Raw genomic sequence first — 22950 nt, 5'->3', positions numbered from 1 at the left:
ACCGTGCGACTCAGCTCGATCCGACGAGGGAAGCGAAGACGATGATGTTGTCGCTGTAGTTTCCGGACCGCCGGTCGAAGCTGCCGCCGCACGTGATGAGGCGGAGCTCCGGCCGGGGGGTGGCGGCGTAGACCTGATCGGTGGGGAAGTCGTTCTTGTCCACCTGTCGCGTCCGGTAGACCACGAACCGGGCGGAGGTGCCGTCCCGGCGGTCTATGCGAATCTGGTCGCCGCGCTTCAGTTTGTACAGGGAGTAGAAGATGCCCGGCTCGTGGTAGCCGTCGACGTGCCCGATTATCACGCTGGCGCCCGGCTCCCCGGGGGTCGGACCGAGCGAGTACCAGCCGGCCTGCATCGGGTCTTCGACGGGCGGTACCTCAACGGACCGGTCGGGGTTGAGCCCGAGTGGCCGCAGCGAGGAGTCCGCGTCGATCGCGGGTATCGACATCCGCACCGGTACGGACCGGGGCAGCACCGGACCCGAGGGCGACGCAGCGGCGGGTGGCCCCGCCGCTGCGTCGGGCGCAGTCGGCGGGGCAACCCAGGTCGGCGCGGATGAGTCAGGCGCGATCAGCATCCCCGCCAACGGGCCGACGGTCAGCAGCGCGGTCAAAGCGATGAACAGGCTGAACACCGCGCTGCAGACCAGTCGCCGCACATAATCACTCATTCGTAAGCCGGCGTCGCCGTGCTACGAGGAGGCCACACGCAGCCAGGAGCCCCGCGCTGACCAGGGACATCGCAACGTTGCCACCGCCGGAACCGGCGGCGGTGCCGCCACCACCGGCACTGACCGCACCGGTCGGCGTCACGGTGGCCGTTGCCGTTGCCGTCGCTGTCGGCGACACCGTCGGCGACACCGTCACCGTTGGCGACACCGTCGGCGACACCGTCACCGTTGGCGACACGGTCATCGTCGGCGTCCCAGACGGGTCCTCTGTCAGCGGACGGCTGGCTGCCGCGAACCCACTGGTACCACCCAGGACCATGACGGCGAGCGACACCACCATCACTGACAGCGCCGCCGCTGCCGACACCCGCAGCAATGCGCCGCTGCGTCGACCAGGAGTACCTCTCGCCCTCTGCGGCGATCCATGCTTGATCCGCTTGTGCACCACTACCCCCTTGAGATCGCAGAGTCGGAGTACTGAGTACTGACCTTTGAACTGCTGGGGTCTCGCCTAGTGCGACCACGCGTGGTGCGAACTATGCCGGCGGTATGAGATGAACTAGGCCATCGGTACCAGGCCGGCGCTGACGAGGTACCCCGACGGCGGCGGGCTATCCACCCGGCACCGATTTAATGGACGGCAGTTGCCCCTAGCCCGCGTCAACGAAGAGGGACGACGAGGCGCCCCGACCCGGTGACGACGACCTCGGTTCCCCATTCGGCGCAGGCCGTGGCGAACCGCCGCCGCACCCATGCCGCTTCCGTCCGGTCGGCGATCCTGGTGCGGCAGTACTCCCGTACCAACGGCACCGCCTCCAACTCGGCTATGCCATGGGCGTCGATGCCGACCAGAAACAGCAGGCCGAGGTCGTTGCGCAGCCGCGGGTCGACGGCGTAGTCGTCGATGAAGTCACCGAGGTCGTACAGGACCGGCCGCTCGACACCGTGAAAGACGTGGGCGGAGTGGCCGGCGACGAGATCTGCCCCGGCGGCGACGAACTCACGGGCGGCGGCCCGCACGTGCGGCGGCGGCCGGGTGGTCATGTTCGGCCCCCAGTGCGGGCTGACCAGGCCGACGTCCACCCGTCCACGCATCGCCGCGATCTGCCGGGGCAGCCAGTCGGGAACCTCGGTCCACAGGTCGGCGAAGGCCACCCCCGGCCGGTCCGGGCCGGCGGCGAAGTCGTCCGGGTGATCGGTCACTCCCAGCACACCCAGCCGCAGCCCACCCGCGCTGATCACCCGCCACCGGCGGGCCTGGTCGACGTTCGCGCCCGCGCCCACCGTCCGGATTCCGGCGTCGGCCAGGTACGCCAGCGTGTCGGCCAAGGCCGCCGGCCCGAAGTCGAGGGCGTGGTTGTTGGCCAGCGTCGCGCAGTCCACCCCCAACCATGCCAGGGCGTCCGCGGCGCGGGGCGGCGCGCGAAAGAAGAACAACTTGCCCGGCGCGGGCCACCGCGCGCCGCGGTCGGAGACGCAACACTCCAGGTTGACCACGCACGCGTCCGCGCCCGCCGTCAACTCCCGTACCTCGGCGGCGATCACCGCCTCGAACGGCTCCGCTGCCAGAAGCCGCCCAACCGCCCTTCCCAGCATGGTGTCGCCGGCCAGGGCAAGCGTGATCATGAGGCTGCCCCCTGCGGAACCTGTACCCATGGGGGTATCCACCAACCAACGCAAGCCGGCCCGGCCGGAGCGGATCGCGCTCCGACCGGGCCGGCGGTCGTGGTGTTCGGTTCCTACCGTTCCTGTTGCCGCTGCTCGTCCTGGCCGTGCCGCGACTTCGAGCACGTCGCCGAGCCGGCGTCGGTGAAGGTGCCGTTGCCGTTGCCGACCTCCGGCACGAACTGCCAGTCGTAGCCGCTGGGCCGCAGCGTCAGCTTCAGTACGCCGAACGTGTCCCCGTTGGCGACCGCGAGGTTGGGCACCTGGGCCAGGTTGGGGCGGAGGTCGACGCCACCGGTTCCCACGATGAACTCCCGGAGGCCGTTCGGGTCGGCCCTGCCGTTGGCGTCCTGCGGCTCAAACCGCTGGTAGCTGTGGTCGTGGCCGTGGAGTACGAGATCGGCACCGAAGCGCTGGGCCAGCTCCCACAGCGGCTTGGTGTCGGGGCTGCCGAAGCCGTCGCGCGCCAGCGCCGTGTAGAGCGGTTTGTGCCAGGTAGTGCTCCCATCGACCAGTAATGCGCAGGACGCTAGGGTCGTCACCTTGCTGGGAGCTGAACACGCGGCGATCTGCCGGCGGCCTCGAAGAGTGGATCAAGAAAAGTCCGGCAGCGGTCAGGTACTCACCGGCGCGGCCCGGGCGCCGTCCGATCGGTGACCCGATCGGGAGTGGCCGCGTGGGTGCGGTCGCGCCGGGACCGGACGATCTCGATGAGGATCGGGATCAGCGACAGCAGCACGATCAGCACGACGACCGGCAGCAGGTACTTGTCGATGTTGGCAGCGCCGATGGTGTCGCGCAGCTTGCGCGCCGGAAGGTAGCCGACCAGCACGATCGCGTCTGTCCACAGCAGACCGCCGATGACGTTCCAGAGCAGGAACCGACGGGCGGGCATCTGGAGCATGCCGGCCACTGGATTGAGGAAGGTCCGGACGACCGGGACGAAGCGGGCCAGCATCACGGCCTTCGCCGGCCCGTACTTGTTGAAGTAGTACTCGGCGCGGTCCACGTACTCGGTCCTGAACAGCCGCGAGTCGGGCCGCGTGAACAGCCGCCGCCCGTAGCGGGCGCCCAGGACATGCCCCAGCTGAGCCCCGACGATCGCGCAGATCGGCGCCCCGACCAGCAGCACCGGCAGCGACAGCTGGACCCCGACGATGTCGGCGGCGACCGGCGAGGCCGCGATGCCGGCGATGAACAGCAGCGAGTCACCGGGCAGGAAGAACCCGATCATGAGGCCGGTCTCGGCGAACAGGATGACCAGCACACCGACGAGACCGAACGCCTGGATCACCGACTTGGCGTCGAGCGGATTGACGGCTGATGCGGCGTGCGCGGCAAAGGCATGCACCGGAGTGGGCTCCCAACGGCGTGACCGGAGGCGGATCGCCCCCCTGCCCGGAACCCTACATCATGTAGGGCACAGTCACCGCTCGTCGTCGCTCCGGTCCGACCGCTGGCCGTCGACATTGTTCAGCAGCTCGCGCAGCGCGCGCTCGTCCGCCGCGGTCAGCGAGGTGACGAACCGGCGCAGGACCAGCTCGCGGTCGCCTCCGGCATCCAGGGCGCCGCGCATCCGCTCGGCGGCGAGTTCCGCGGCGTCCTTCACCGGGGTGTAGGCCGTACGCCGATCCTGCTGCACGCGGACCACCAGACCCTTGTCGAGCAGTCGGGTCAGAATCGTGTGCACGGTGTTGTACGCGAGGGTGCCGCCGAGCGCGGCCTGGAGCTGGGTCGGCGTAGACGGGGCGCCCGCGGCCCACAGCGCCGCCAGGGTCGCGTGCTCAAGCTCGCCGGATCCCCGGCGCCGCTGCCGATCACTCATCGTCGTCGCCTCCGGGCGTCGTGCCGATCAACCTTACGTCCAGCGGCGTCAAGGCGGCCTTCCGCGAGCAATCTACTACGCCACGCATAGTAGATTCGGGAACGGTCTCACCAGCCCGGTTGGCCGACACAACGGCCGAGCCCAGCCGATACGCTCGCCGCAGTGGGCCGCGGCGGCTCACGAAAGGGCAGCCAGTGGATCGAAGTCGCCCATGGATCGAATCGAAGCCTGACGGCAGCCGGGGAGGCCCCGCGTGATCGCGGCGTCGATCGTCGGGGCCATCGTGTGGCTCGCCGTCGCCGCGGCCGCCCCCGGCCTCGGCCGCCGGCTGCCACCTGCGGCGGCGACCCGACTGCTGGTGCTCGCGGCCGTAGCGGTGATGGCGAGCAGCCTGTGGGTCGGCGGGATGCTGGCGTTCACCTTGCTCGCGCGGCTGCCCGAGATCGCGGAGATCGGCCCCTGGTCGCCCGCCAAGCTGAGCGCCGGGCCGCCGGTGCCGGTCGCCGTGGCCGTCGCCGCGATCGCCGTGGTCACCGCCTCCCTCGCACGCGCCGGCACGGTGCTGGCGCGCCGCGCGGCGGCGCTGTGGGGCACACGCCGGGCGGTCGACGGGCTCCCCCACGCCGCCGGGCTGATCGTGCTCGACGACGACCGGCCGGACGCCTACAGCACGCCGCCGCCGGACGGACGCGTCGTCGTCAGCACCGGCCTGCTGCGCGAACTCGACCCGACCGAGCGGCGGGCGCTCCTGGCGCACGAGACGTCCCACCTCGCACACAGCCACTCGTGGTGGGCGCTGGCCGCCGACCTCGCGGCGGCCGCCAACCCGATCCTGATCCCGACCGCCCGGGCCGTCGGCCACGCCGTCGAGCGCTGGGCCGACGAGGACGCCGCCGCCAAGGTCGGTGACCGCACGCTGGTGGCGCGTACGCTCGCGCGCAGCGCGCTCCTCATCCACGCCCCCTGCGCCCCGGCGCCGGCGCTGGGCGCCACGGCACGCGCGGTACCCCAGCGGGTGCGGGCCCTGCTCGCCCCCGCCCCCCGGCGCCGGCCGGTGACCGTGGCGGCCCTGCTCGGTCTGCTGCTGGCGACCGCCGGCATCACCGCAGTGGCACAGCACAGCGCGGACGAGTTCTTCGACCACGCGCAGACGACGGCCGCCGCGCGGGACCGCTAGTCACGGGGCCGCGTCGGGCTCGGTCGTCACCGCTACCGCGACGACGTGGGCCGTACCGCGACTTCCTGCCGGCGCTGGACCAGGTCGCGGAGGCCGAGTAGCCCTACGGATCGGGCCGTGCACCCGCCGGGTGCACGGCCCGAGTTCGTCGGCCGTGATGGTTACGCGTCGCGTTTCTTGAACAGCACGGCGGCCACGGCCAGCAGCAGGACGGTCCAACCGGCGAAGACGCCGAGCCCCTGCCAGGGGCTCAACAGGTCGTCCGGGAGCTGGTGCGGCTGGAGGATGAGCTGGCCGGCGTTGGTGGGCATCCACGCGTGGATGTGATGACCCCAGCTGTCCGGCAGCAGCCCGGTCAGGTTGGACACGATCAGGATCAGGCCGAGCACCGTGGTGATCGCGCCCGCGGTGTGCCGCAGGATCGCGCCGAAGGCGAGCGAGAACAGCCCGAGCACCGCGAGGTAGAGCCCGGCGCCGATCACCGACCGGGTGACCCCGAAGTCGCTGAGGCTGACCGGGATGTGCCCGGCGATGATCTGCTTGCCGACTCCGAAGGCCGCGAAGCTGAGCAGCTCGCCAACGACGAGCATCAGGACCGCGAAGACCGCGATCTTCGCGGCCAGCACGGTCAGCCGCCGCGGCTGGGCCTGCAGGGTCGAGCGGATCATGCCCGTCGTGTACTCGGACGAGATCACCATGACGCCGAGGACGGCCACGACGAGCTGGCAGACGAAGACCGGCCGGACCAGGATGATCTCCAACGGCTGCTTCAGCAGGGCCGCCTGCTCCCGCGGCTCGAACCGGGCCCACCGGTGCATCGTCGCCCACGCGATCAGCGACATCAGCCCGATCGAGATGCCGGCCATGGCCAGCAGCGACCACATGGTGGAGCGGACTGAGCGGATCTTGGTCCACTCGGACCGCAGCGCCCCACCGATCCCGGCCTTGCGGGTCGCGGGAGGCAACGCCCCGCTGAGAGTCACCGTCGTCATGCTCGGCCCTTCTCGTCGACGCCGGGAACGGCGGCGTGGTACTCGACGCTGTCTCTGGTCAGCTCCATGAACGCCTGCTCCAGCGAGGCCTGCAGCGGCGAGAGTTCGTGCAGGCGTACCCCGTTGTCGAACGCGAGGTCGCCGATGCGGTCCATGGTCAGGTCGGTGACGAGCAGCGTGCCCTCGCCGTCCGGCACGGCCTTGCCGCCGTCACCGGTCACGAGCGCGGCGAGCCTGGTCGGCTCCGGGGTACGCACCCGCACCACCAACTCGGAGTTGGCGTCGATGAACTCCTGCACGGTGCAGTCGGCGATCATCCGGCCGCGTCCGATGACCAGCAGGTGGTCGGCGGTGTTCTCCATCTCCGACATCAGGTGGCTGGAGACGAACACCGTGCGCCCCTCGGCGGCCAGCATCTTCATGAAGTTCCTGATCCACAGGATGCCTTCGGGGTCGAGGCCGTTGACGGGCTCGTCGAAGATCAGGATCTTCGGGTCGCCGAGCAGGGCGGTCGCGATGCCCAGGCGCTGCCCCATGCCGAGCGAAAATCCCTTGGCCCGCTTGCGCGCCACCTCGGTCAGGCCGACCAGTTCCAGCACCTCGTCGACCCGCCGCCTGGGCAGGTTGTTGCTCTGCGCCAGGCAGAGCAGGTGGTTGTACGCGCTGCGACCACCGTGGATCGCCTTGGCCTCCAGCAGAGCGCCGACCTCGCGCATCGGGTTGGCGAGTTCGACGAATGGTTTGCCGTTCACGGTGACCGTGCCACCGCTCGGGGCGTCGAGACCAAGGATCATTCGCATGGTCGTGGACTTCCCGGCTCCGTTGGGGCCGAGGAAGCCCGTCACCTGACCGGGTTTGACGGTGAAGGAAAGCTGGTCGACGGCCAGCCGATCACCGTAGCGTTTTGTGAGGCCGACAGCCTCGATCATCAGCGGAATCCCCTCAGATTCGTGGCGCGGCCGGCCGTGCAGCGGCGCGCCAGCAGGGTGTGGCACCCCTGGGTGCCGCGACGACGCTAGCGGGGGACGGTGAAAATTCGCGGTGGGCGACGCGAGAGTCCGCTTAAGAAAATGATGAGAAGTCGAGCCCCAACGGCCAGCGGGAACCCCTGGCGCAGGGGTCGCTTTTACGGTCAGACGCCGAGGGTGATCACACGGACTGCGGGTAGCGGCCCGGCATGAGCACCGACGCTGTCAAGAATCACGAGGAAGCCACCGGCAGTGTGGTCGTCGAGCCGCGTACGCAGGCGTGGCTCGACGACCTTGCCGCCGCGTCCGCCGGCAGCCCGCCGCTCCACGAACTCTCACCGCAGGACGCCCGGCAGGTGCTGCGCGACGTCCAGGCCAGTGTGCAGGCCGGCCGGGTGCCGGCCGATGTCGACGACCGGGTCGTCAAAGGCGGCCCGACCGGCGAGGTGAACATCCGGGTCGTCCGGCCGCTGAACGGCGGCGCCACGCTGCCGATCATCATTCACTGCCACGGCGGCGGCTGGATCCTGGGCGACAGGGACACCCACGACCGGTTGACCCGCGAACTGGCCACCGTGGCCGGCGCGGTCGTCGTCTTCGTCGACTACGTACCGGCCCCCGAGGCGCGGTACCCGCTGCAGAACGAACAGGCGTACGCCGTCCTCGAGTGGGCCGCCAATCATGGCGGGGAGGTGGGCGGCGACCCGCGCCGGATCGCGCTGTTCGGCGACAGCGCCGGTGGCAACATGGCGGCGGCACTAACCCTCATGAGCAAGGCCCGGGGCGGCCCCGCGATCGCGGGGCAGGTGCTGTTCTACCCGGTCACCGACGCCAACTTCCACACCGCTTCGTACGAGCGGTACGCCGACGGGCCGTGGCTGACCTGTGCGTCGATGAGGTGGTTCTGGGACGCGTACCTGCCGGACGAGGCGACGCGCGGCGAACCCACCGCGTCGCCGCTGCGGGCGTCCGCCGCCGAACTGAGCGGACTTCCACCCGCCCTCGTCGTCAACGGCGAGCACGACGTGCTGCGCGACGAGGGTGAGGCGTACGCGCGCAAGCTGTCCCAGGCGGGGGTGCCCGTCACCCAGGTCCGGTACGGCGGCACGATCCACGACTTCGTCCTGCTCAACCCGATCACGCAGACTCCCGCGCCGCGCGCGGGGATGGCGCAGGCGGGAGAATTCCTGCGCCGTGCCCTCGGCCGCTGATAGCCGTCCCGCGCGCGAGCGGATAATGACTGGTGCGGCCCTGCGGCGAGGAGAACGCCATGACCTTGGTCGAGCCGCGCCTGTGCGGCGAGTCGACGACCACCGGCCGGTACCTGCAGGTCGCCGAGCACGGCCTGATCGGCGATCTCAGAACGGCGGCGCTGGTCGGCTCCGAGGGCTCCATCGACTGGTACTGCTGCCCGCGCTTCGACTCGCCCAGCGTGTTCGCCTCCATCCTCGATGCCGAGCGGGGCGGTTCCTTCTCGGTGTCCGCCGACGTCAGCGCCAGGACCAGGCAGTTCTACTTCCCCGACACCAACGTCCTGATCACCCGGTTCTTCGCCGAGGACGGGGTGGGCGAGGTCCAGGACTTCATGCCGGTCACCGAAGACCCCCGCGACCCCGGCCGGCGCCGGCTGATCCGGCGGGTGTCCTGCGCCCGCGGGTCGCTGCCGTTCCGGGTTCAGGTCGCGCCCCGGTTCGGGTACGCGACGCAGCCCCACACCGTGCACTACCGCGACGGCGCGGTGGTGTTTGAGTCACCGTCGCTGTCGCTCGCGCTGACCGCGACCGTCCCGGTCAAGTGCGACGGGCAGGACGCGTCGGCCCGGTTCACCCTGGGGCAGGGCGAGCGCGCCGTCTTCGCGCTCGACCAGATCGACGGGGTCGGGGCCGACGGGGTCGGGGCCGTGCCCCAGCCGATCACGGTGGCCGACGCCGAGGAGCAGTTCACGGCGACCGTACGCTACTGGCGGCGCTGGGTGTCGAAGTCGAAGTATCGCGGGCGGTGGCGGGAGACCGTACACCGCTCGGCGCTGATCTTGAAACTACTCACCTACGCCCCGACAGGTGCGATCATCGCCGCCCCGACCACCAGCCTGCCCGAGCAGCTCGGCGGCGAGCGCAACTGGGACTACCGCTACGTCTGGGTCCGTGACGCCGCGTTCTGCGTGTACGCCCTGCTGCGGCTCGGGTTCACCGGTGAGGCCGCCGCGTTCATGGACTTCCTGGCCGATCGGGTCTGCACGTGCGAGTACGGAGCGAGCGGCCCGTTGCAGATCATGTACGGCATCGACGGGCGGACGAGGCTACCCGAGCATCAACTGGACCACCTGGCCGGTCACGCGGGCTCCCGCCCAGTACGGGTCGGCAACGACGCGGCCGGCCAGCTGCAGCTCGACATCTACGGCGCCCTGATCGACGCCATCTACCTGTACGACAAGTGGGCCGAGCCGATCTCCAGCGAGGCGTGGGACTCGGTCACCGACATCGTCAACTGGGTCTGCGAGCACTGGGACCAGCCCGACGAGGGCATCTGGGAGACCCGCGGCGGCCGCAAGAACTTCGTGTACTCGCGCCTGATGTGCTGGGTGGCGATCGAGCGCGCCATGCGGATGGCCATCCGCCGTGGACTCCCCGCCGACCTGGCCCACTGGCGGGAGGCGAGAGACCACATCTACCGGTACATCATGCGGCACGGCTGGTCGGACAAGAAGCAGGCGTTCGTACAGCACACCGACTGCACCGTGCTCGACGCGGCGCTGCTGATGATGCCGCTGTCCAAGTTCGTCTCCCCCACCGACCCGAAGTGGCTGTCCACTCTGGAGGCTCTCCGCGAACACCTCGTGTCGGACTCGCTGGTGTACCGCTACGACCCCGACGCGAGCCCGGACGGGCTAAAGGGCGATGAGGGTACCTTCTCGATCTGCTCGTTCTGGTACGTGGAAGCGCTCGCCCGGGCGGGACGGGTGGACGAGGCCCGGCTCGCGTTCGAGAAGATGCTCACGTACGCCAACCACCTCGGCCTGTATGCGGAGGAGATCGGGCGCACCGGGGAGCAGTTGGGCAACTTCCCGCAGGCGTTCACGCATCTGGCGTTGATCAGCGCGGCGTTCAACCTGGACCGGGCGCTCGGGTGATCCCTGAGTCCGGTCCGCCCGGTACGGAGTGGCCGGTGCGCGGCGGTCAGGCGGCGGTTGCCGGACCGGAGGGGGTCCGGTCGAGCTGAGGGTCGATCTCCGCGCGGCGCCTGACGTAGTCGACGGACATGGTGTCGACCGCGGTCCCCCGCCCCTGGCCACAGCGATAGGTGGCCATCACCGCCGTGGAGGAGGCCGCTTCGACCACGCCGGGCTGCCATGTCCCGGACCGGTAGACCCAGATCGGATCGCTGCGCCGGTAGGTGCCGGCCGTGGCCACCTCACCCGGGTTGCGCTGGATGGGGTTCGACGTCGAGGCAGACATCGTCCTCCTTTCACTGGGATGACGGGACTATCGCGAATTCCAGGATCCGGGGACCGAGTGGTGGTGGGTGCCCATGGGCTGCCGACCGCGCCTGCGGAGCCGCCCGCGGCTGGCACGTTCCCTCGCCCGCGTCGGCCGGGTCGGCGCCCCAGACGGAGTGGCGGCTGCCGCTCGCCTTCGCTTGGTACATCGCCTGATCCGCCTCGCGGAGGAGGTCTGCGACCTGGGCGTCGCCATGCGCTGGGGCGACGCCGATCGACGCGGTCACGGCGACGGTATGGCCGGCCACCGCCATCGGTTCGGCGATGGTCGCAGACAAGGTGGTGACCGCAGGCTTCCACCATTGCTTGCCATGGTGCGGGTCAGGGCAGGTGAGCACGGCGGCGAACTCGTCACCACCGAGTCTGGCCGCAAGGTCGTCGCCGACGCAGTGAGACAGTCGCCTGGCGACGACACACAGGACGCGATCACCGGTGTCGTGACCGAGTCGGTCATTGATGGGCTTGAAGCCGTTGAGATCCAGGACGATGACCGCGGCAGGCCGTACGGACGCACGGAGCAGCGCTGAAGCAAGTCGGTGGAAGCGCCTGCGGTTCGCCAGCCCGGTCAGGTCGTCATGGCCGACGGCCCACCGCAGCGCCGCGCGTTCCGCCTCCAGCCGTGCCACCTGCGCGCGCAACCGGGCAAGCTCCACCTCCACGTCGAGGGCGGTCTGCTGTGGGTCGGCATCGATCCTGACGGTGGGACTGAGGATCTCCATGCCCGCCCCCTCGTGGCTAAAACGGACCGGATCGTGGTCGGAGCGTGACGGCGGTGTCGGCCGCTCCGTCCTCGCGGTAGTAATCATGACAGTCACTTAATTCGGCGTGCAAGATTTCACGCCGACCAGACGTCGTGCAGAGATCGTGCATGGGGACCGGTTTCGGTTACGCTACGTGCCTCGACTTTCGTCGTGAAAGAGAAGGCGAGCAGGCAGATGTCAGGACGTGCTGGTCACCGGGGCGAGCGACTGGCACAGGGCCCGCGTCGACTCCCGATCCGATCACCCAACGAAGTTGTAGAGAGCCGCGCCATAGCTGGCGGTTGTTCGGGGGGAGGGGCGCCGACGGTGAGACCGGTCATCCGAGACAGGCAACCGAGTGCCGCAACGCCTCGCCACCGTCGTCGCGGCGACGGGTCCGGCCACGCCCATAGCACTTCAGGTCCTTTGAGGACGCCCGACCGATGGGGGAGAACCGATGAACAGCGAGACCGGATGGATCATGTCCAGCAGGTCGACCGGAAACGGCGGCAGCTGTGTACAGGCCCGCCGGCACGCCGGGTTGATCGAGGTCCGCAACAGCAAGAACCCCGAGGCCGGCACCGTCCGGTTCACCACAGCGGAGTGGGACTCCTTTCTCGACGGCGCCAAGAAGGGTGATTTCGACCAACTGCTCGCCGACTGAGCGGACCACGCCGGCAGCCGGCCGACCTTCACGGTACGAAGTCAGTTACCGCAGGGTGCTCGACGGCCTCAGATCTTGCGACCGACGCCGACCCATCCCCCGCTGTGCTGAGGATTGTCGGCGAACTCCGCCGGCACATCCTCGTCGGGCCGCCATTCATGCGGCCAGACCACACCCGGCTCCAGCAGTTCAAGGCCGGCGAAGAAGCGCTGAACGTCGGAGCGGGTACGCGCCGCGACGGGTGTCGTGGTTCGCCGCTGATAGACGTCGGAGGCGGTCTTCATCTGGTCGCTGGTGGGCATGAAGCTCTCGGCGGCGATGTGCGACGCGAGCAGGTAGCTGCCCGGGGCGAGCGCGGAGACGAACTGGGCGACCACGTCGTATGCCTCGGCGTCGTCGGGTACGAAGTGCAGCACGGCGGCCATCACGAGGCCGATCGGCTGATCGAGATCCAGCACGCGCCGCACTTCCGAGTGATCGAGTACCGCGCGCGGGTTGCACAGGTCCGCCCGCACCGCCGTGGCCCACTCGTTGCCGTCGAGGATCTCCAGGCTCTCGGCCACCGCGACGGGATCGATGTCCACGTACACCACCCGGGTGTCCGGCCTGTTCTCCTGGGCGATCTCGTGCACGTTGCCCACGGTCGGGATGCCGGAGCCGAGGTCGAGAAACTGGCGCACGCCGGCGTCCACCAGGTGGCGCACCCCACGGCGCAGGAACGCCCGGTTGGCGCGCGCCAGTACCGGCATGAAGGGGAACTGGGCGATAACCTTCTCAGCCGCTTCCCGGTCAGCCGGGAAGTTGTGGATGCCCCCCAGGTAGTAGTCGTACATCCTGGCAGCGGTCGCCGGTTTCTGCGCGTTGCCCTGCGGAGCAGTGTCCATGGTGGTCGTGCCCTCACCTGTCGTCACGGAAGTTCGGCCCGGTCACCGACGCATTGCCTGACGCCGCACCGGTTCCCGGTATTCTCGCGCGTCCGACGCCGTACCGCATAGTGGCCGGCGGCCAGTCTACAAAGGACGCAATAAGCCGGTTTCGCGGGTCACCGGTAGTCCTCCACCGGGATCGCGTCCTTGCGGATCAACTCGAAGATCCGCCGGTACTCGTCAACCTCCGCGGGTTCCTCCAGGTACAGGGCACCCACGTGCGACTCCAGGTACACAACGTCGGGATCGTCGGGATCGTCGAAGTCAAGGATCCGGAACGCCCCCGCCATCGCGGCGTGGGCGCCGACCGACCAGGGCAGCACCTTGATCTCGATGTTGTCGCGCCGCGCCACCTGCCGCAGGTGCGCGATCTGGGCCTCGAGCACCGCCGCACCGCCGACCGGCCGGGTCAGCGCCCCTTCGCCCAGCACGGTGACCAGCCGGGGCGCGGGACTGCGGGAGAACAACGTCTTCTGCCGCTGCATCCGCAGCTTGACCTGCCGCTCGGCGACTTCGCTGTCGACCGACTGCTCCGCCCCGAACACCGACCGGGCGTACTGCTCGGTCTGCAGCTCACCCGGCACGATCTCACCGTCGTAGCTGCAAATCTGGCTGGCGCTGGCCTCCAGCCCCACGTAGAGCTTGAACCATTCCGGTATCGCCGGGCTGGTGTCCCACCACTCCTCCTGCGAGGTGCCCAACGCCAACTCCGCCAGCGCGGCGGTGACGCTCTCGTCCGCTCCGTACAGCCAGCACAGCGCACGTACGTTCGCCACCGTCACCGGTACCTTCCCGGTCTCGATACGGTGCAACGTGGGCTCGGATATCCCCAGCCTGGCCTCGGCGACCTCGCGTCTGCTCTTACCACTGGCGGTACGCAGCAGAGTCAGCCTTCGACCCAGGGCCCGGCGGACAACCCGTTGTCCGGTGACCGGCACGTCCTCACCCTCTCCCAGCCCTCTCCCTGCCCTCTCCCACGGTCGGGCGATACCGTACCGCGCCTCAACCGTCGCCGACAGTGGCCGACACGGTGTTCCGGGTTGTCCCTCCAGCATGGATTCGTCGACCCGGCGAGATCTCGGAGGGCACCGGGATCAGCGGCTCTGCAGCGCGTCCAGGCCAACCGCCATCGCGATCACCAACCGCCGGTCCAGGGGCGGCGACCCCGCGCCCTCCGTGGTGCCACAAGGACGCGGCGTCTCCAGTGGGTGCAATCTTGGCGTTACGCCCGAATCGGTGCTCATCGCGCGGTCGCGTGCCGGGAAATCGTGGCGTACCGGGGCAGCCAGCCCACGAACTGGTCGTGCAACTCGCCGGCCGGGGTGCCACGCAGGTCGGCCGCCGCCTCAACCATCGCGGCGCTCAGCACCAACGCCAGGCTTGCCGGTGCGCCGTCGTAGTGCGCCAACAACTGCCGCCGCCTGGTCTCGCACGGCCACGCCAGCCAGCAGGTCGCGCACAGCCAGGTACGAGCCGTCGGCCGGTGCAGCGTGCTCACCGCGCAAACCGCCCTGGGTTACCCTGACGCTTCTTGTCGACCTCCAGCACACTGACCATCCCGGCGTTCCGAGTCCGCTCCAACCAGCTCACCAGTACGCGCAGGGCTGAGTTGTCGAACCTCTTGACTGCCCAGTCGATCATCCGCTGGTCGTACGTGCCCAACTCCACTCCCCGCAGCGCATCGCGCAGCGCCTCCTCACGCTGCTCGGACTCGGTGTACGAACCGAGCGGTTCGGTCTCCAGTGGAGCGATGGGTGCGTAGTGACGCGCCTTCATACCGGACACTGGTCCAGACCCTTCCCCGCCAAGGCCCCTGGTTGGCACCGCGAGCGCCGATCAGAGGCCGCCTATTGACGACTGCCAACTGCCATCGTCGCCCGTTTGGCAAAACAGCGCAAGGGCAGATTTGGCCTAATCGGTTCCGCCTTCATTTGGCCAAAACGGATAATGCGACCATCGCCACGTGTCGGACAACCTTGAATCCGCCGTACGCGCATACCAGGAGGCGCAAGCCGCCATTGGCGATGCGCAGACCGCGGCTGAGCGGCTGATCGCCGAGGCAAGGGCCGATGTGGTCCGGGCACGCGAACGGCTGGCCGACGCGATCGTGAAAGCCGCGCGCGACGGCATGCGCCAGGTCGACATCGTCCGAGCCACGGGCTACACCCGGGAGCGGGTACGCCAGATCTGCCGCGCCGCGGGCATCGAGGCAGACCAGGACTAGCAGTCTCGACGCGGCTACCCACGCCCGCGTCGTGCAGGCAATCGATCTACCCGGCAACCAATCGACGACGTACTGGCAGGACGTCCTGAAGGTCGGCCGGGCACTAGCGACCTACTACCGACCGCTCAAGATGAACTACCAAACGCTCGGCAACAGCGTTCCGCACCTGCACATGCATCTGCTTCCGCGATTCGTCGAAGACTCCGCCCCTGGCGCCCCTTCCCGCTCCTGCCCCAAGAAGACACGGAGCGACACGTCCCCGACGAGCAGCTCCAAGTCGAGGCAAAGGCCCTCCGGACGCTCCTCCTCTAACCGACCCCCGCGCACGCTGATCTGCCGACCGGGTAAGTCGGACGGTGCGACTCAGCTCATTCCCGGAGGCCATTCAGTCAGCTCGGCAGCAATGGCAAGATCGGCCGGGTCTACCGTTGCCGTGTGGCCGGAAACCATAAGCCGTACGCAATATCCCTCTGGCGGACCCAGTGACTGGATGAACCATAGCCCCGTGGTTTCGCCAAATTGACCCGCAATACCAGCGCACTCCGTGCGTTCGTTAGCCAACACCTGCACCAATGTGCCGTTCCCGAGCACCGGACGGTAGGCAATTCCTGCGGACGAGTGGTAGGCGCCGATGCTCCGTAGGAACGCAGCCGACAGCACCCAAGGCGAGTCGTCCTCCAGAAGGATTATCGAGTAGGTAACGTCCTCGCCTCCCGAGGTGTGGTCATCGCAGCTGACTACCACACCCCGACTCCCGACCACATCATCGGGCAATGTTCCCGTTGCAGTGTCCGCCGGATTTTGAAGAATCACCAATTCGCCATGGCCAAATGCCACATCCTCAGGCCACTCCGGTTTCTCGACAACCCAGCCAAACATTACCGCCACCCTCATCTCATGATCAGTGCGTAATCTTCCCTCCCCAATGGCGGCCCGCTCACTCAGCTTCACCCCGCACTGGAACGCGGTCGAACTACGGGCTCGCTTTGGCGACCTGGCCCTATGCAATCAGTGCAGCGTTCAATCTGGACCGGCCCTCGTCGAAGCTGTAGAACTCCGGCGAGGTCAGCCCGGGTCGATGGTGGCGCGACGTCGCCGTGCAGGATCGTCAACTTCAGCCGTATATCGCCGACCCTCCACTGTGGATCAGCTTCACGCAGCAATCTCGCTTGATCGGTAACGGGACAGAAGCTTACAGGGTGGGGCTGATGCCCGGGCGGGGGCTGCCGCACCATAGGCGATGCCTTAGCACAATCGAACTTAAGGCGAAGCCGTTCTCTCCGTCGAAGAGTTCAGTATCGAATCAAAGGCGAAGAGTAGCATTCGAGATAGGCCGCTGCATGATATTCCTCGCCTTTTTTAATCTCGCTCTCGAAGCGCCAGTACCTCTCATATGCGGCAACATGGACGCTCCCATCCGCAGTTATCTCGGCCAGAGCTATTGGGTACCTATGCTCTTCTACCACCTCGAAATCCATCTTCAAGACTCGAGGATAGAGGTACAGCTCCGGAGAACAGGCAGGATCAAAGCGCTGCATCAATAAAGGCGCCAAGAAACGCGGGGCCGACGGCGCGTCCGGCGCCACCGCGACGCGCTTCAGCGTGATAACCACGGCGGGGGAGACAGCATCCAAACCAGGAAGTTCCGAGACGGATCTCATAAGCTCGACCAAGGTCGCCACTACAGTTCGGCACACCACATCGGCCGACGCCTCTTCGGCGACCACCCCTAGGTCGTCTAGATGGACAGAAACTATCTCCGACCTTGCCCGATCCCAGTTCTCATTTACCCATTGCTGTACAGGTTGCCGCACATCCGGTAGTACCATTTCATCAGAGTACGCTGTCATCGAGGCGCGGTCCAACCATGCTTCTTAAACCACTTCTTCTCCGCGTTGGTCAGCTTGCGGCCCCCGTGCTTCCATGTCCCGTCCTGGTTAAGCGCATGCGATGACTTCTTGTCGCTTGCACTATTCCTTAGGTGGACATGCGGCTTCTCGTGCGGAACCTTAGGACTGTCTGCCCTCTTGACCGTCCTCGGCGCGATCCCCCTTTCAATCTCCCGCTGCATAACACTGCACGACGATGCGTTATGCACAATCAACTGAGCGTTATCGGCACCTACCACGAAGGTGTGGATGTTGCCGACGTTGAGGTTATAGACGGTCTGGTCGACTACGAAGCCAAGGTCGTGAACCCCGGTAACGCGTACCCGTCCGCCATCGGAGGTTATGACCAGGTCGCCAGGCTTGACTTCGACAGCGAACGTCCACCCCTTGCCGACGACCCAGATCGGGTGCTGGTCCGTCGCCACCAGTGGCTGACTGTTGTCGCCGCCAAGATCAATATTGACCAGATGCTTAGTTCCCTGGCCGACGATGACGTCGAGGACCGGTTGAGCAGTGCGTTCGCCAGTCTCTGGGTTGACCGCTGTCACCCAGTCGCCGATCTGAATCTCGGAGATCGGCAGGTAGGTGCCGTCGGCCATCAGGACCGGGGTATCCGGGGCGAAGGAGTTGCAGCCCCTGCTGACCACTCCCTTCACGGCACGCCCGGCCTTCGCGGCGAATGAGCCGAACTTGGCCGCCTTGCTGGACGCCCGAACCGCCGTGACAGCGACCTTCGCGGCCTTGACTGCCGCTCCAGCGCCGACCACCGCGGCGGCCGCACCGGCCATGGCCCAGGCGGCTTCTTTCCAGTTGCCGGTGGCGGCGTAGGCGACCGCGGAGACGACACCGGCGATGGTGCCGATCGGCCCCGGGATCATCGAGGCGACCGAGGCCACCTTGGCGACGGTTCCGACGATCTTCTTCCACGACCAGGTGCCGGCGAGGTCGGTGCAGTTGACCGGATCGGCGTTGCAGTAGTCGTAGGCGGTCGCCGAGCCGCCCGGTACCGGGTCGACTTGCAGGAACCGACCGATCGCCGGGCTGTAGAGCCGGACGCCCATCAGGATCACGCCGCCGAGGGCATCGGCGGAGCGCTGCTTGCCGCCCAGCCAGCCGTAGCGCTGCTGGGCCTGGCCGTCGGCCGGCAGGCCGAACTCGTCAAAGCTGTAGAACTCCGGCGCCGTCAGCCCGGTGTCGATGGTCGCCGCGACGTCGCCGTGCAGGTTCGTCAACTGCAGCCGGACGTCCCCGGTGGCCGACGTGGTGGCCACCAGATCGGCGTCCGGACCGGACACGTTACGGGTGATCGACCCGAGCGTGGTGTCCTCAACGACCCAGCGCGCCTCGTCGGAGTCGTCACCGTAGTGATTCAGCTTCGACGTGGCATTCGCCCACGAGCCGTTGACCAGTTTCGCGGTGGTGTAGGCGCGGAACCGGTGGGCCGGGTCGAGGGTCCAGTCCTGCTTGGTGTCAGCGGTCTGCTGGGAGGCGACCAGGTCGTTGGCGTAGAAGGTGTTGGTCAACCCGCCCGGCAGGCCGGTCGTGCGCCCGAACGCGTCGTAGACGTAGCCGGCGTCGGTGATGCGGTCGGCGGAGTCGTAGCTATGTCCCTCCTCCGCATCTGCCGCACCATCGGCGCGGCACCCGCCGTCGGCGGCCGGGTGGTAGGTGCGCTTGGCGATCCGGTTGGTCCGACCGTCGTAGGCGTAGGCGCGGGTGGTGCACTGCGCCGCCATCGTCTGCTGCACCGACGTAAGCCGGCCCAGGGTGTCGTAGCCGTAGTTCTTCGACCCCCCCGTGTACGTGTGATTGATCCACTGGCCCTGGGTGTTCTCCACGATCTGCTCGGAGTAGATCGTCTGGCCGTCGGAGTCACGCTTGTACACCCGACCCACCGGCGCGAACGACGCATCGAGCGTGTCGGTACGCGTCATCCCACCCGGATACTTCAACTCCACGAGCTGGCCGTCCGGCGAGTACTTGGCAGCGAACGTCCCCGCGACCGAGTCCGTCACCGACGTCAGGAAGCCACGCGGCTCGGCCGTTCGGTCATAGGTGAACGTCGACGAGCCGGTGTTGTCGGACACCTTCGACGGCTTGCCGTACTTGTCGAACTCGCTGCGGGTCACCCCGCCGTCGGCATCCGTATACGTGATCACCCGACCCAGCAGGTCGTACTCACGGGTGATGGTCGCCGTTCCGAACCTGGTGGCAGTGGCCAGTCCCGATACCGAGTCGTAGTCGGTGGTGGTTGCCGGCAGTGCCACGCCCTCGTCGGAGGTGATCTGCACACTGGTGACCCGGTCAGCGCCGTCGTACGTGGTGACGGTACGGCGGGTTTTGCCCGCCGACGTCTCGGCCACCTTCGACGCCTCACCGATGCGCGTGTATTCCTCCACCCGCTTGACCGGCAGTTCGGCAGTCATGTCGGCGCGCTGGCCGGTGATCGACCCGCCGGCCTTGGTAACACATGGCTGGCCGGCCCACTCCGGCTTGTTGCCACAGGAAGTGTCGGAGGCATTCGCGCCGGCCGTGTAGTAGACCGTCACCGTGGTACGTGCGTCAGCGCCGTTGGAGCCGATCCCCCACGACTGCAACGGCCGGCCGGCGTCGTCGTAGACGACGTAGGCGGTACCCGCGTCAGTGGTGGTCGAGGTGGCCTTCTTCAACGTCCAGCCCGACGTACCGCCCTTGGCGTTGTCGTACCCGGTGCGAGTGACACGGATGTCGCCGTCCGTGGCGTAGCCGTCGACCCGCGCACCCGTAGTCTCGGTGGTCTCCAGGTGGTAGGCCTGCCCGTCGGGCTTGCCTTCGTCGTAACGGTGGGTGGTGTGCGCCCGCGCCACGACCTGCGTACCCGCCGTCAGCGTCGGCCGCCCGTCGCTGGCCAGGTCGCGTTCGAGGGCGACCTTGACGACCGGACCGAACTCCTCGATCAGGTCGAGACCGTCCGGGCTGTACGTCTTCCTCGACGCCAGCAACTGGGCGCGGGCCGCACTATCGGCCGGCAGGTTCAGCTCGGCCGCCTTCGCCTCGGCCTCCGGCAACGTGCCCAGCGCGAGTTCCCGGTTGGTCGCCTCCAGCGACCAGACCACGTTGCCGTACTCGTCGTACTGCTGGCTGTCGACATGCCCACCGGGGGTGGCGGTGTTGACCTCCTGCCCAGAGGCGTTGAGGTAGTGCGTCGTGGCGTACGTGTAGCCGCCACTGCCCGGGGTGGTCCCATCCGCGGAGTTGGTGCCCGGGTCGGTCTCCGGCCCGAACAGCGCCGTGGCGTCGGTGGCCAGATCCTTCTGCCCCCACTTCGAAATCGCCCCGAAGTCCACGTCGTGCGGGCCACCCGCGCCCTTCGTCAGCGGCACGTTGTACACGACGTTCGTGGCGACCTCACCGTCGAGCTGGTTCTTGCTACCAGCGACCAGCGCGGCGCGGCGGACCTTCAGCAGCCGGCCGGCGTTGGCGTCACCGGCGGCCGTGCCGTAGTCGAACATCCACGGCAGCTGACCCGCCGAGGTCACCTTCGTGACGCGCCCGGCGCCGTCGTACTCGTAGCTGGTCTTGATGGGGTTGGCCAGCCGCGGGTCCCAGACCTCGCGCAGCCGTCCCTGGACGTCGTAGGCGTAGTGGGTGACCTCGACGGCCGACTCGACCTGGGCGACCGGATCCCACGACCAGACCTTCACCGCGCGGACGTGGTCGACGAAGTCACCGAGAGCGGTACCGGACGCGGTCGTCGTCGTCGCGTAGTCGTACTCGAGCACCTCGCAGCCACGGGCCGGCGTAGCGGTGGTGCAGTCGCCCACGCCTGGCTCGACCGGGTTGATGACCCGCTTGAGAAGCGCCCGGTTGTCGTTGATGTCGTACAGGTACCGGCTCTTGGAGGCGGTGTCCGGGGTCCAGGTGGAGCTGACCGCGAACGCGGTGCCCTGCTGGGTGAACTCCGTCACCGAACCGTCCAGATCGGACAACTGGTAGGTGGACCCGTTCACCTGGGTCAGGGTCAGGTCCTCGGCACCCGGCTCCGGGAAAAACTGGCCAGAGGAGTTCTTGGCGAATGTCAGCCACGAACCACCGACCAGGTTGACCTTCGCCACCTCCGGCGTGGGGAACTCCAGGGTCGTGTAGTCACTGGAGCCGATGCCGTCGCCAGCTCCCCCGCGCCACTGCGGGCCGAACGGCGCCACGACCTCCTTGAGCGACAGGTTGTCCCAGTACACCTTCTTGTTGGAGCCGAAGGCCATGCCGTTGTACAGCCGGAAGAACGCCTCGGTCGCGCCGGCCGGGATGTCGAGGTCGACCGACAGCTCCTGCCAGCCGTCGACCCAGCCCGCCTTCACCGAGGAGACCTCGTGATAGCCGGAGGCGTCCTTGTACAAGCCGACGATGCGCAGACCCCGGCTGGCAAAGCTTGGCGTGAGGCCGGTGCCGGCCGGCACGTAGATCCAGCCGGTGAACCGGTAGCGGTGGCCGGCCTTCATGCCCAGCTGCACTCCACCTTGGTCACCGCCGACGGACGCATATACGTCACCGGCTGCGGCGCCAGCCGGAGGCGAGGCCGCGGGCGTCATTTCCAGCGAGTCGGTGCTCGCGCCCTGCCCGCGCGTGACGCTGCGGGCCAGCACGGCGGTCGTGGAGGTAAAGGCGCGCCCGTCGTTGAGCTGCGTGGGGTTGTTAAAGCCGCTGCCGACACTGACGTAGCCGTTCAGCAGTCCGTTTGCCATCGTTACCAGGTCTGCGGCGCCGTCACCGGTGTAGTCACCGATCTTGGTGTTGCCCCAGAGCGTGTCGGTCCAACCCGAACCCACCGCCACCGGAACGTTCCAGCTGGTCCCCACGCCGCTGTAGGCGTACAGCGCGCCGTTTTCCATCTTCACCAGGTCGGCGAAGCCATCGCCGGTGTAGTCACCGAGCCGCGTGTTGGCCCAGGAAACGTCGGTCCAGCCCGTTCCCCTCACCACCGGGCTGTTCCAGCCGTTGCCGACACTCGGGTAGGCGTTCAACTCGCCGCTGTCGGTCTTGACCACCAGGTCGGCCTTGCGGTCAGCGTTGTAGTCGCCCAGCTTGGTGTTGGACCAGAGCGTGACGGTCCAGCCCGAGCCGACCGCCACGGGGCTGTTCCAGCCGCTGCCGTTACTGACGTAACCGTTCAACGTGCCGGCGTCAGTCCTGACGATCAGGTCGGCCTTGCCGTCCCCGGTGTAGTCGGCCAGTTTCGTGTTGGCCCAGAGCGTGCTCCATCCGGAGCCGACCGCGACACGCGCGCCCCAGCCGCCGCTACCGACGCCGGGGTAGCCATACAGGATGCCGTTCTCCATCGTCACCAGGTCGGCCTTGCCATCCCCGGTGTAGTCACCCAGGCGGGTGTTGGCCCAGAGCGTGTCGGTCCAGCTCGAACCGACCACCACCGGGCTGTTCCAGCCGTTGCCTTTGCTGCTGTAGGCGTACAGCAGGCTGTTTTCCTCCCGCACCAGGTCGGCGCCGGGTTCGCCGTTGTAGTTACCAAGCTTGGTGTTGGACCAGAGCGCGGCGGTCCAGCCCGAGCCGACCACCACGGGGTCGTTCCAGCCACTGCCGTAACTGGTGTAGCCGTACAGCGTGCCGTTGTCGAACTTCACCAGGTCGGCCAAGCGGTCACCGGTGTAGTCACCCAGGCGGGTGTTGGCCCAGAGCGTGTCGGTCCAGCCCGAGCCGAGCACCACGGGGCTGTTCCAGGC

21 protein-coding genes and 1 pseudogene are annotated in these 22950 nt (G+C 68.1%); 6 read left to right on the top strand and 16 right to left on the bottom strand.

Features of this window, described 5'->3' with window-relative positions; translation table 11 throughout:
* Positions 1 to 10 precede the first annotated feature (10 nt).
* From HC028_RS18775 to HC028_RS18755, 5 genes are all read right to left on the bottom strand, one after another.
* Positions 11 to 670: a class F sortase gene (locus HC028_RS18775; protein ID WP_168078673.1), complete on the bottom strand. Its 660-nt coding sequence runs from the start codon at positions 668 to 670 to the stop codon at positions 11 to 13.
* A gap of 660 nt (positions 671 to 1330) precedes the next feature.
* The gene (locus HC028_RS18770) at positions 1331 to 2296 is read right to left on the bottom strand and encodes a CapA family protein (protein WP_203981247.1); all 966 of its coding nucleotides are present in this window, start codon (positions 2294 to 2296) and stop codon (positions 1331 to 1333) included.
* 113 nt (positions 2297 to 2409) lie between these two features.
* Positions 2410 to 2877, bottom strand: coding sequence for a metallophosphoesterase family protein (locus tag HC028_RS18765; protein WP_168078671.1), 468 nt, complete (start codon positions 2875 to 2877; stop codon positions 2410 to 2412).
* Positions 2878 to 2957: 80 nt separating this feature from the next.
* Positions 2958 to 3686, bottom strand: a complete 729-nt coding sequence (locus HC028_RS18760) for a DedA family protein (protein ID WP_239075406.1) — start codon at positions 3684 to 3686, stop codon at positions 2958 to 2960.
* Positions 3687 to 3761: 75 nt separating this feature from the next.
* The gene (locus HC028_RS18755) at positions 3762 to 4160 is read right to left on the bottom strand and encodes a BlaI/MecI/CopY family transcriptional regulator (RefSeq protein WP_168078670.1); all 399 of its coding nucleotides are present in this window, start codon (positions 4158 to 4160) and stop codon (positions 3762 to 3764) included.
* A gap of 253 nt (positions 4161 to 4413) precedes the next feature.
* On the opposite strand from HC028_RS18755, the gene HC028_RS18750 reads away from it, so the two are divergent.
* Complete coding sequence (locus HC028_RS18750) at positions 4414 to 5337, top strand: M56 family metallopeptidase (protein ID WP_168078669.1); 924 nt, start codon at positions 4414 to 4416, stop codon at positions 5335 to 5337.
* A 161-nt stretch (positions 5338 to 5498) separates the two neighbouring features.
* Here HC028_RS18750 and HC028_RS18745 read toward each other — a convergent pair whose 3' ends face one another.
* Both HC028_RS18745 and HC028_RS18740 read right to left on the bottom strand, forming a co-directional pair.
* The gene (locus HC028_RS18745; RefSeq protein WP_168078668.1) at positions 5499 to 6329 is read right to left on the bottom strand and encodes an ABC transporter permease; all 831 of its coding nucleotides are present in this window, start codon (positions 6327 to 6329) and stop codon (positions 5499 to 5501) included.
* Positions 6326 to 7258, bottom strand: a complete 933-nt coding sequence (locus HC028_RS18740) for an ABC transporter ATP-binding protein (RefSeq protein WP_168078667.1) — start codon at positions 7256 to 7258, stop codon at positions 6326 to 6328. The genes HC028_RS18745 and HC028_RS18740 overlap by 4 nt, the downstream gene beginning before the upstream one ends.
* Before the next feature lie 248 nt (positions 7259 to 7506).
* On the opposite strand from HC028_RS18740, the gene HC028_RS18735 reads away from it, so the two are divergent.
* Both HC028_RS18735 and HC028_RS18730 read left to right on the top strand, forming a co-directional pair.
* Positions 7507 to 8508: an alpha/beta hydrolase gene (locus HC028_RS18735; RefSeq protein ID WP_168078666.1), complete on the top strand. Its 1002-nt coding sequence runs from the start codon at positions 7507 to 7509 to the stop codon at positions 8506 to 8508.
* Positions 8509 to 8567: 59 nt separating this feature from the next.
* Positions 8568 to 10427, top strand: a complete 1860-nt coding sequence (locus HC028_RS18730; RefSeq protein ID WP_168078665.1) for a glycoside hydrolase family 15 protein — start codon at positions 8568 to 8570, stop codon at positions 10425 to 10427.
* Positions 10428 to 10473: 46 nt separating this feature from the next.
* On the opposite strand, the gene HC028_RS18725 is transcribed toward HC028_RS18730, so the two are convergent.
* On the bottom strand, positions 10474 to 10752 hold the full coding sequence (locus HC028_RS18725) for a hypothetical protein (RefSeq protein WP_168078664.1): 279 nt from the start codon (positions 10750 to 10752) through the stop codon (positions 10474 to 10476).
* A 10-nt stretch (positions 10753 to 10762) separates the two neighbouring features.
* Positions 10763 to 11512, bottom strand: coding sequence for a GGDEF domain-containing protein (locus HC028_RS18720; protein WP_168078663.1), 750 nt, complete (start codon positions 11510 to 11512; stop codon positions 10763 to 10765).
* Positions 11513 to 11990: 478 nt separating this feature from the next.
* On the opposite strand from HC028_RS18720, the gene HC028_RS18715 reads away from it, so the two are divergent.
* Positions 11991 to 12197, top strand: coding sequence for a DUF397 domain-containing protein (locus HC028_RS18715; protein WP_168078662.1), 207 nt, complete (start codon positions 11991 to 11993; stop codon positions 12195 to 12197).
* A gap of 68 nt (positions 12198 to 12265) precedes the next feature.
* On the opposite strand, the gene HC028_RS18710 is transcribed toward HC028_RS18715, so the two are convergent.
* From HC028_RS18710 to HC028_RS18695, 4 genes are all read right to left on the bottom strand, one after another.
* Positions 12266 to 13081, bottom strand: a complete 816-nt coding sequence (locus tag HC028_RS18710) for an SAM-dependent methyltransferase (RefSeq protein ID WP_168078776.1) — start codon at positions 13079 to 13081, stop codon at positions 12266 to 12268.
* A 158-nt stretch (positions 13082 to 13239) separates the two neighbouring features.
* A complete protein-coding gene (locus tag HC028_RS18705) occupies positions 13240 to 14178 on the bottom strand; it encodes a helix-turn-helix domain-containing protein (RefSeq protein ID WP_239075405.1) in 939 nt (312 codons plus the stop codon).
* A gap of 185 nt (positions 14179 to 14363) precedes the next feature.
* Positions 14364 to 14621 (bottom strand): hypothetical protein, encoded by a 258-nt coding sequence (locus tag HC028_RS18700; protein WP_203981245.1) that lies wholly within the window; start codon positions 14619 to 14621, stop codon positions 14364 to 14366.
* On the bottom strand, positions 14618 to 14899 hold the full coding sequence (locus HC028_RS18695; RefSeq protein WP_168078660.1) for a hypothetical protein: 282 nt from the start codon (positions 14897 to 14899) through the stop codon (positions 14618 to 14620). The genes HC028_RS18700 and HC028_RS18695 overlap by 4 nt, the downstream gene beginning before the upstream one ends.
* Before the next feature lie 187 nt (positions 14900 to 15086).
* On the opposite strand from HC028_RS18695, the gene HC028_RS18690 reads away from it, so the two are divergent.
* A complete protein-coding gene (locus tag HC028_RS18690; RefSeq protein ID WP_168078659.1) occupies positions 15087 to 15347 on the top strand; it encodes a hypothetical protein in 261 nt (86 codons plus the stop codon).
* A 31-nt stretch (positions 15348 to 15378) separates the two neighbouring features.
* Positions 15379 to 15528: pseudogene (locus HC028_RS28750) on the top strand (HIT domain-containing protein); the annotation flags it as partial.
* Between the two features lie 182 nt (positions 15529 to 15710).
* Here HC028_RS28750 and HC028_RS27715 read toward each other — a convergent pair.
* The 3 genes from HC028_RS27715 to HC028_RS18675 form a co-directional block, all read right to left on the bottom strand.
* Positions 15711 to 16226 (bottom strand): hypothetical protein, encoded by a 516-nt coding sequence (locus HC028_RS27715; protein ID WP_239075404.1) that lies wholly within the window; start codon positions 16224 to 16226, stop codon positions 15711 to 15713.
* A 413-nt stretch (positions 16227 to 16639) separates the two neighbouring features.
* Complete coding sequence (locus HC028_RS18680; protein ID WP_168078658.1) at positions 16640 to 17074, bottom strand: hypothetical protein; 435 nt, start codon at positions 17072 to 17074, stop codon at positions 16640 to 16642.
* Positions 17075 to 17193: 119 nt separating this feature from the next.
* On the bottom strand, positions 17194 to 22935 hold the full coding sequence (locus HC028_RS18675; RefSeq protein WP_203981243.1) for a polymorphic toxin-type HINT domain-containing protein: 5742 nt from the start codon (positions 22933 to 22935) through the stop codon (positions 17194 to 17196).
* Between the last annotated feature and the right edge of the window lie 15 nt (positions 22936 to 22950).

Source organism: Planosporangium flavigriseum (assembly GCF_011947225.1).
Classification (GTDB): Bacteria; Actinomycetota; Actinomycetes; order Mycobacteriales; family Micromonosporaceae; genus Planosporangium; species Planosporangium flavigriseum.
The sequence above is the reverse complement of the archived record's forward strand: the minus strand, read 5'-3'. Positions and strand labels throughout refer to the sequence as shown.

Coding starts and splice junctions, on each gene's coding strand:
- HC028_RS18775 (WP_168078673.1), bottom strand. CDS start 670: ATGAGTGATTATGTGCGGCGACTGGTCTGCAGCGCGGTGTTCAGCCTG.
- HC028_RS18770 (WP_203981247.1), bottom strand. CDS start 2,296: ATGATCACGCTTGCCCTGGCCGGCGACACCATGCTGGGAAGGGCGGTT.
- HC028_RS18755 (WP_168078670.1), bottom strand. CDS start 4,160: ATGAGTGATCGGCAGCGGCGCCGGGGATCCGGCGAGCTTGAGCACGCG.
- HC028_RS18745 (WP_168078668.1), bottom strand. CDS start 6,329: ATGACGACGGTGACTCTCAGCGGGGCGTTGCCTCCCGCGACCCGCAAG.
- HC028_RS18740 (WP_168078667.1), bottom strand. CDS start 7,258: ATGATCGAGGCTGTCGGCCTCACAAAACGCTACGGTGATCGGCTGGCC.
- HC028_RS18735 (WP_168078666.1), top strand. CDS start 7,507: ATGAGCACCGACGCTGTCAAGAATCACGAGGAAGCCACCGGCAGTGTG.
- HC028_RS18730 (WP_168078665.1), top strand. CDS start 8,568: ATGACCTTGGTCGAGCCGCGCCTGTGCGGCGAGTCGACGACCACCGGC.
- HC028_RS18725 (WP_168078664.1), bottom strand. CDS start 10,752: ATGTCTGCCTCGACGTCGAACCCCATCCAGCGCAACCCGGGTGAGGTG.
- HC028_RS18720 (WP_168078663.1), bottom strand. CDS start 11,512: ATGGAGATCCTCAGTCCCACCGTCAGGATCGATGCCGACCCACAGCAG.
- HC028_RS18715 (WP_168078662.1), top strand. CDS start 11,991: ATGAACAGCGAGACCGGATGGATCATGTCCAGCAGGTCGACCGGAAAC.
- HC028_RS18710 (WP_168078776.1), bottom strand. CDS start 13,081: ATGGACACTGCTCCGCAGGGCAACGCGCAGAAACCGGCGACCGCTGCC.
- HC028_RS18705 (WP_239075405.1), bottom strand. CDS start 14,178: ATGCTGGAGGGACAACCCGGAACACCGTGTCGGCCACTGTCGGCGACG.
- HC028_RS18695 (WP_168078660.1), bottom strand. CDS start 14,899: ATGAAGGCGCGTCACTACGCACCCATCGCTCCACTGGAGACCGAACCG.
- HC028_RS27715 (WP_239075404.1), bottom strand. CDS start 16,226: ATGTTTGGCTGGGTTGTCGAGAAACCGGAGTGGCCTGAGGATGTGGCA.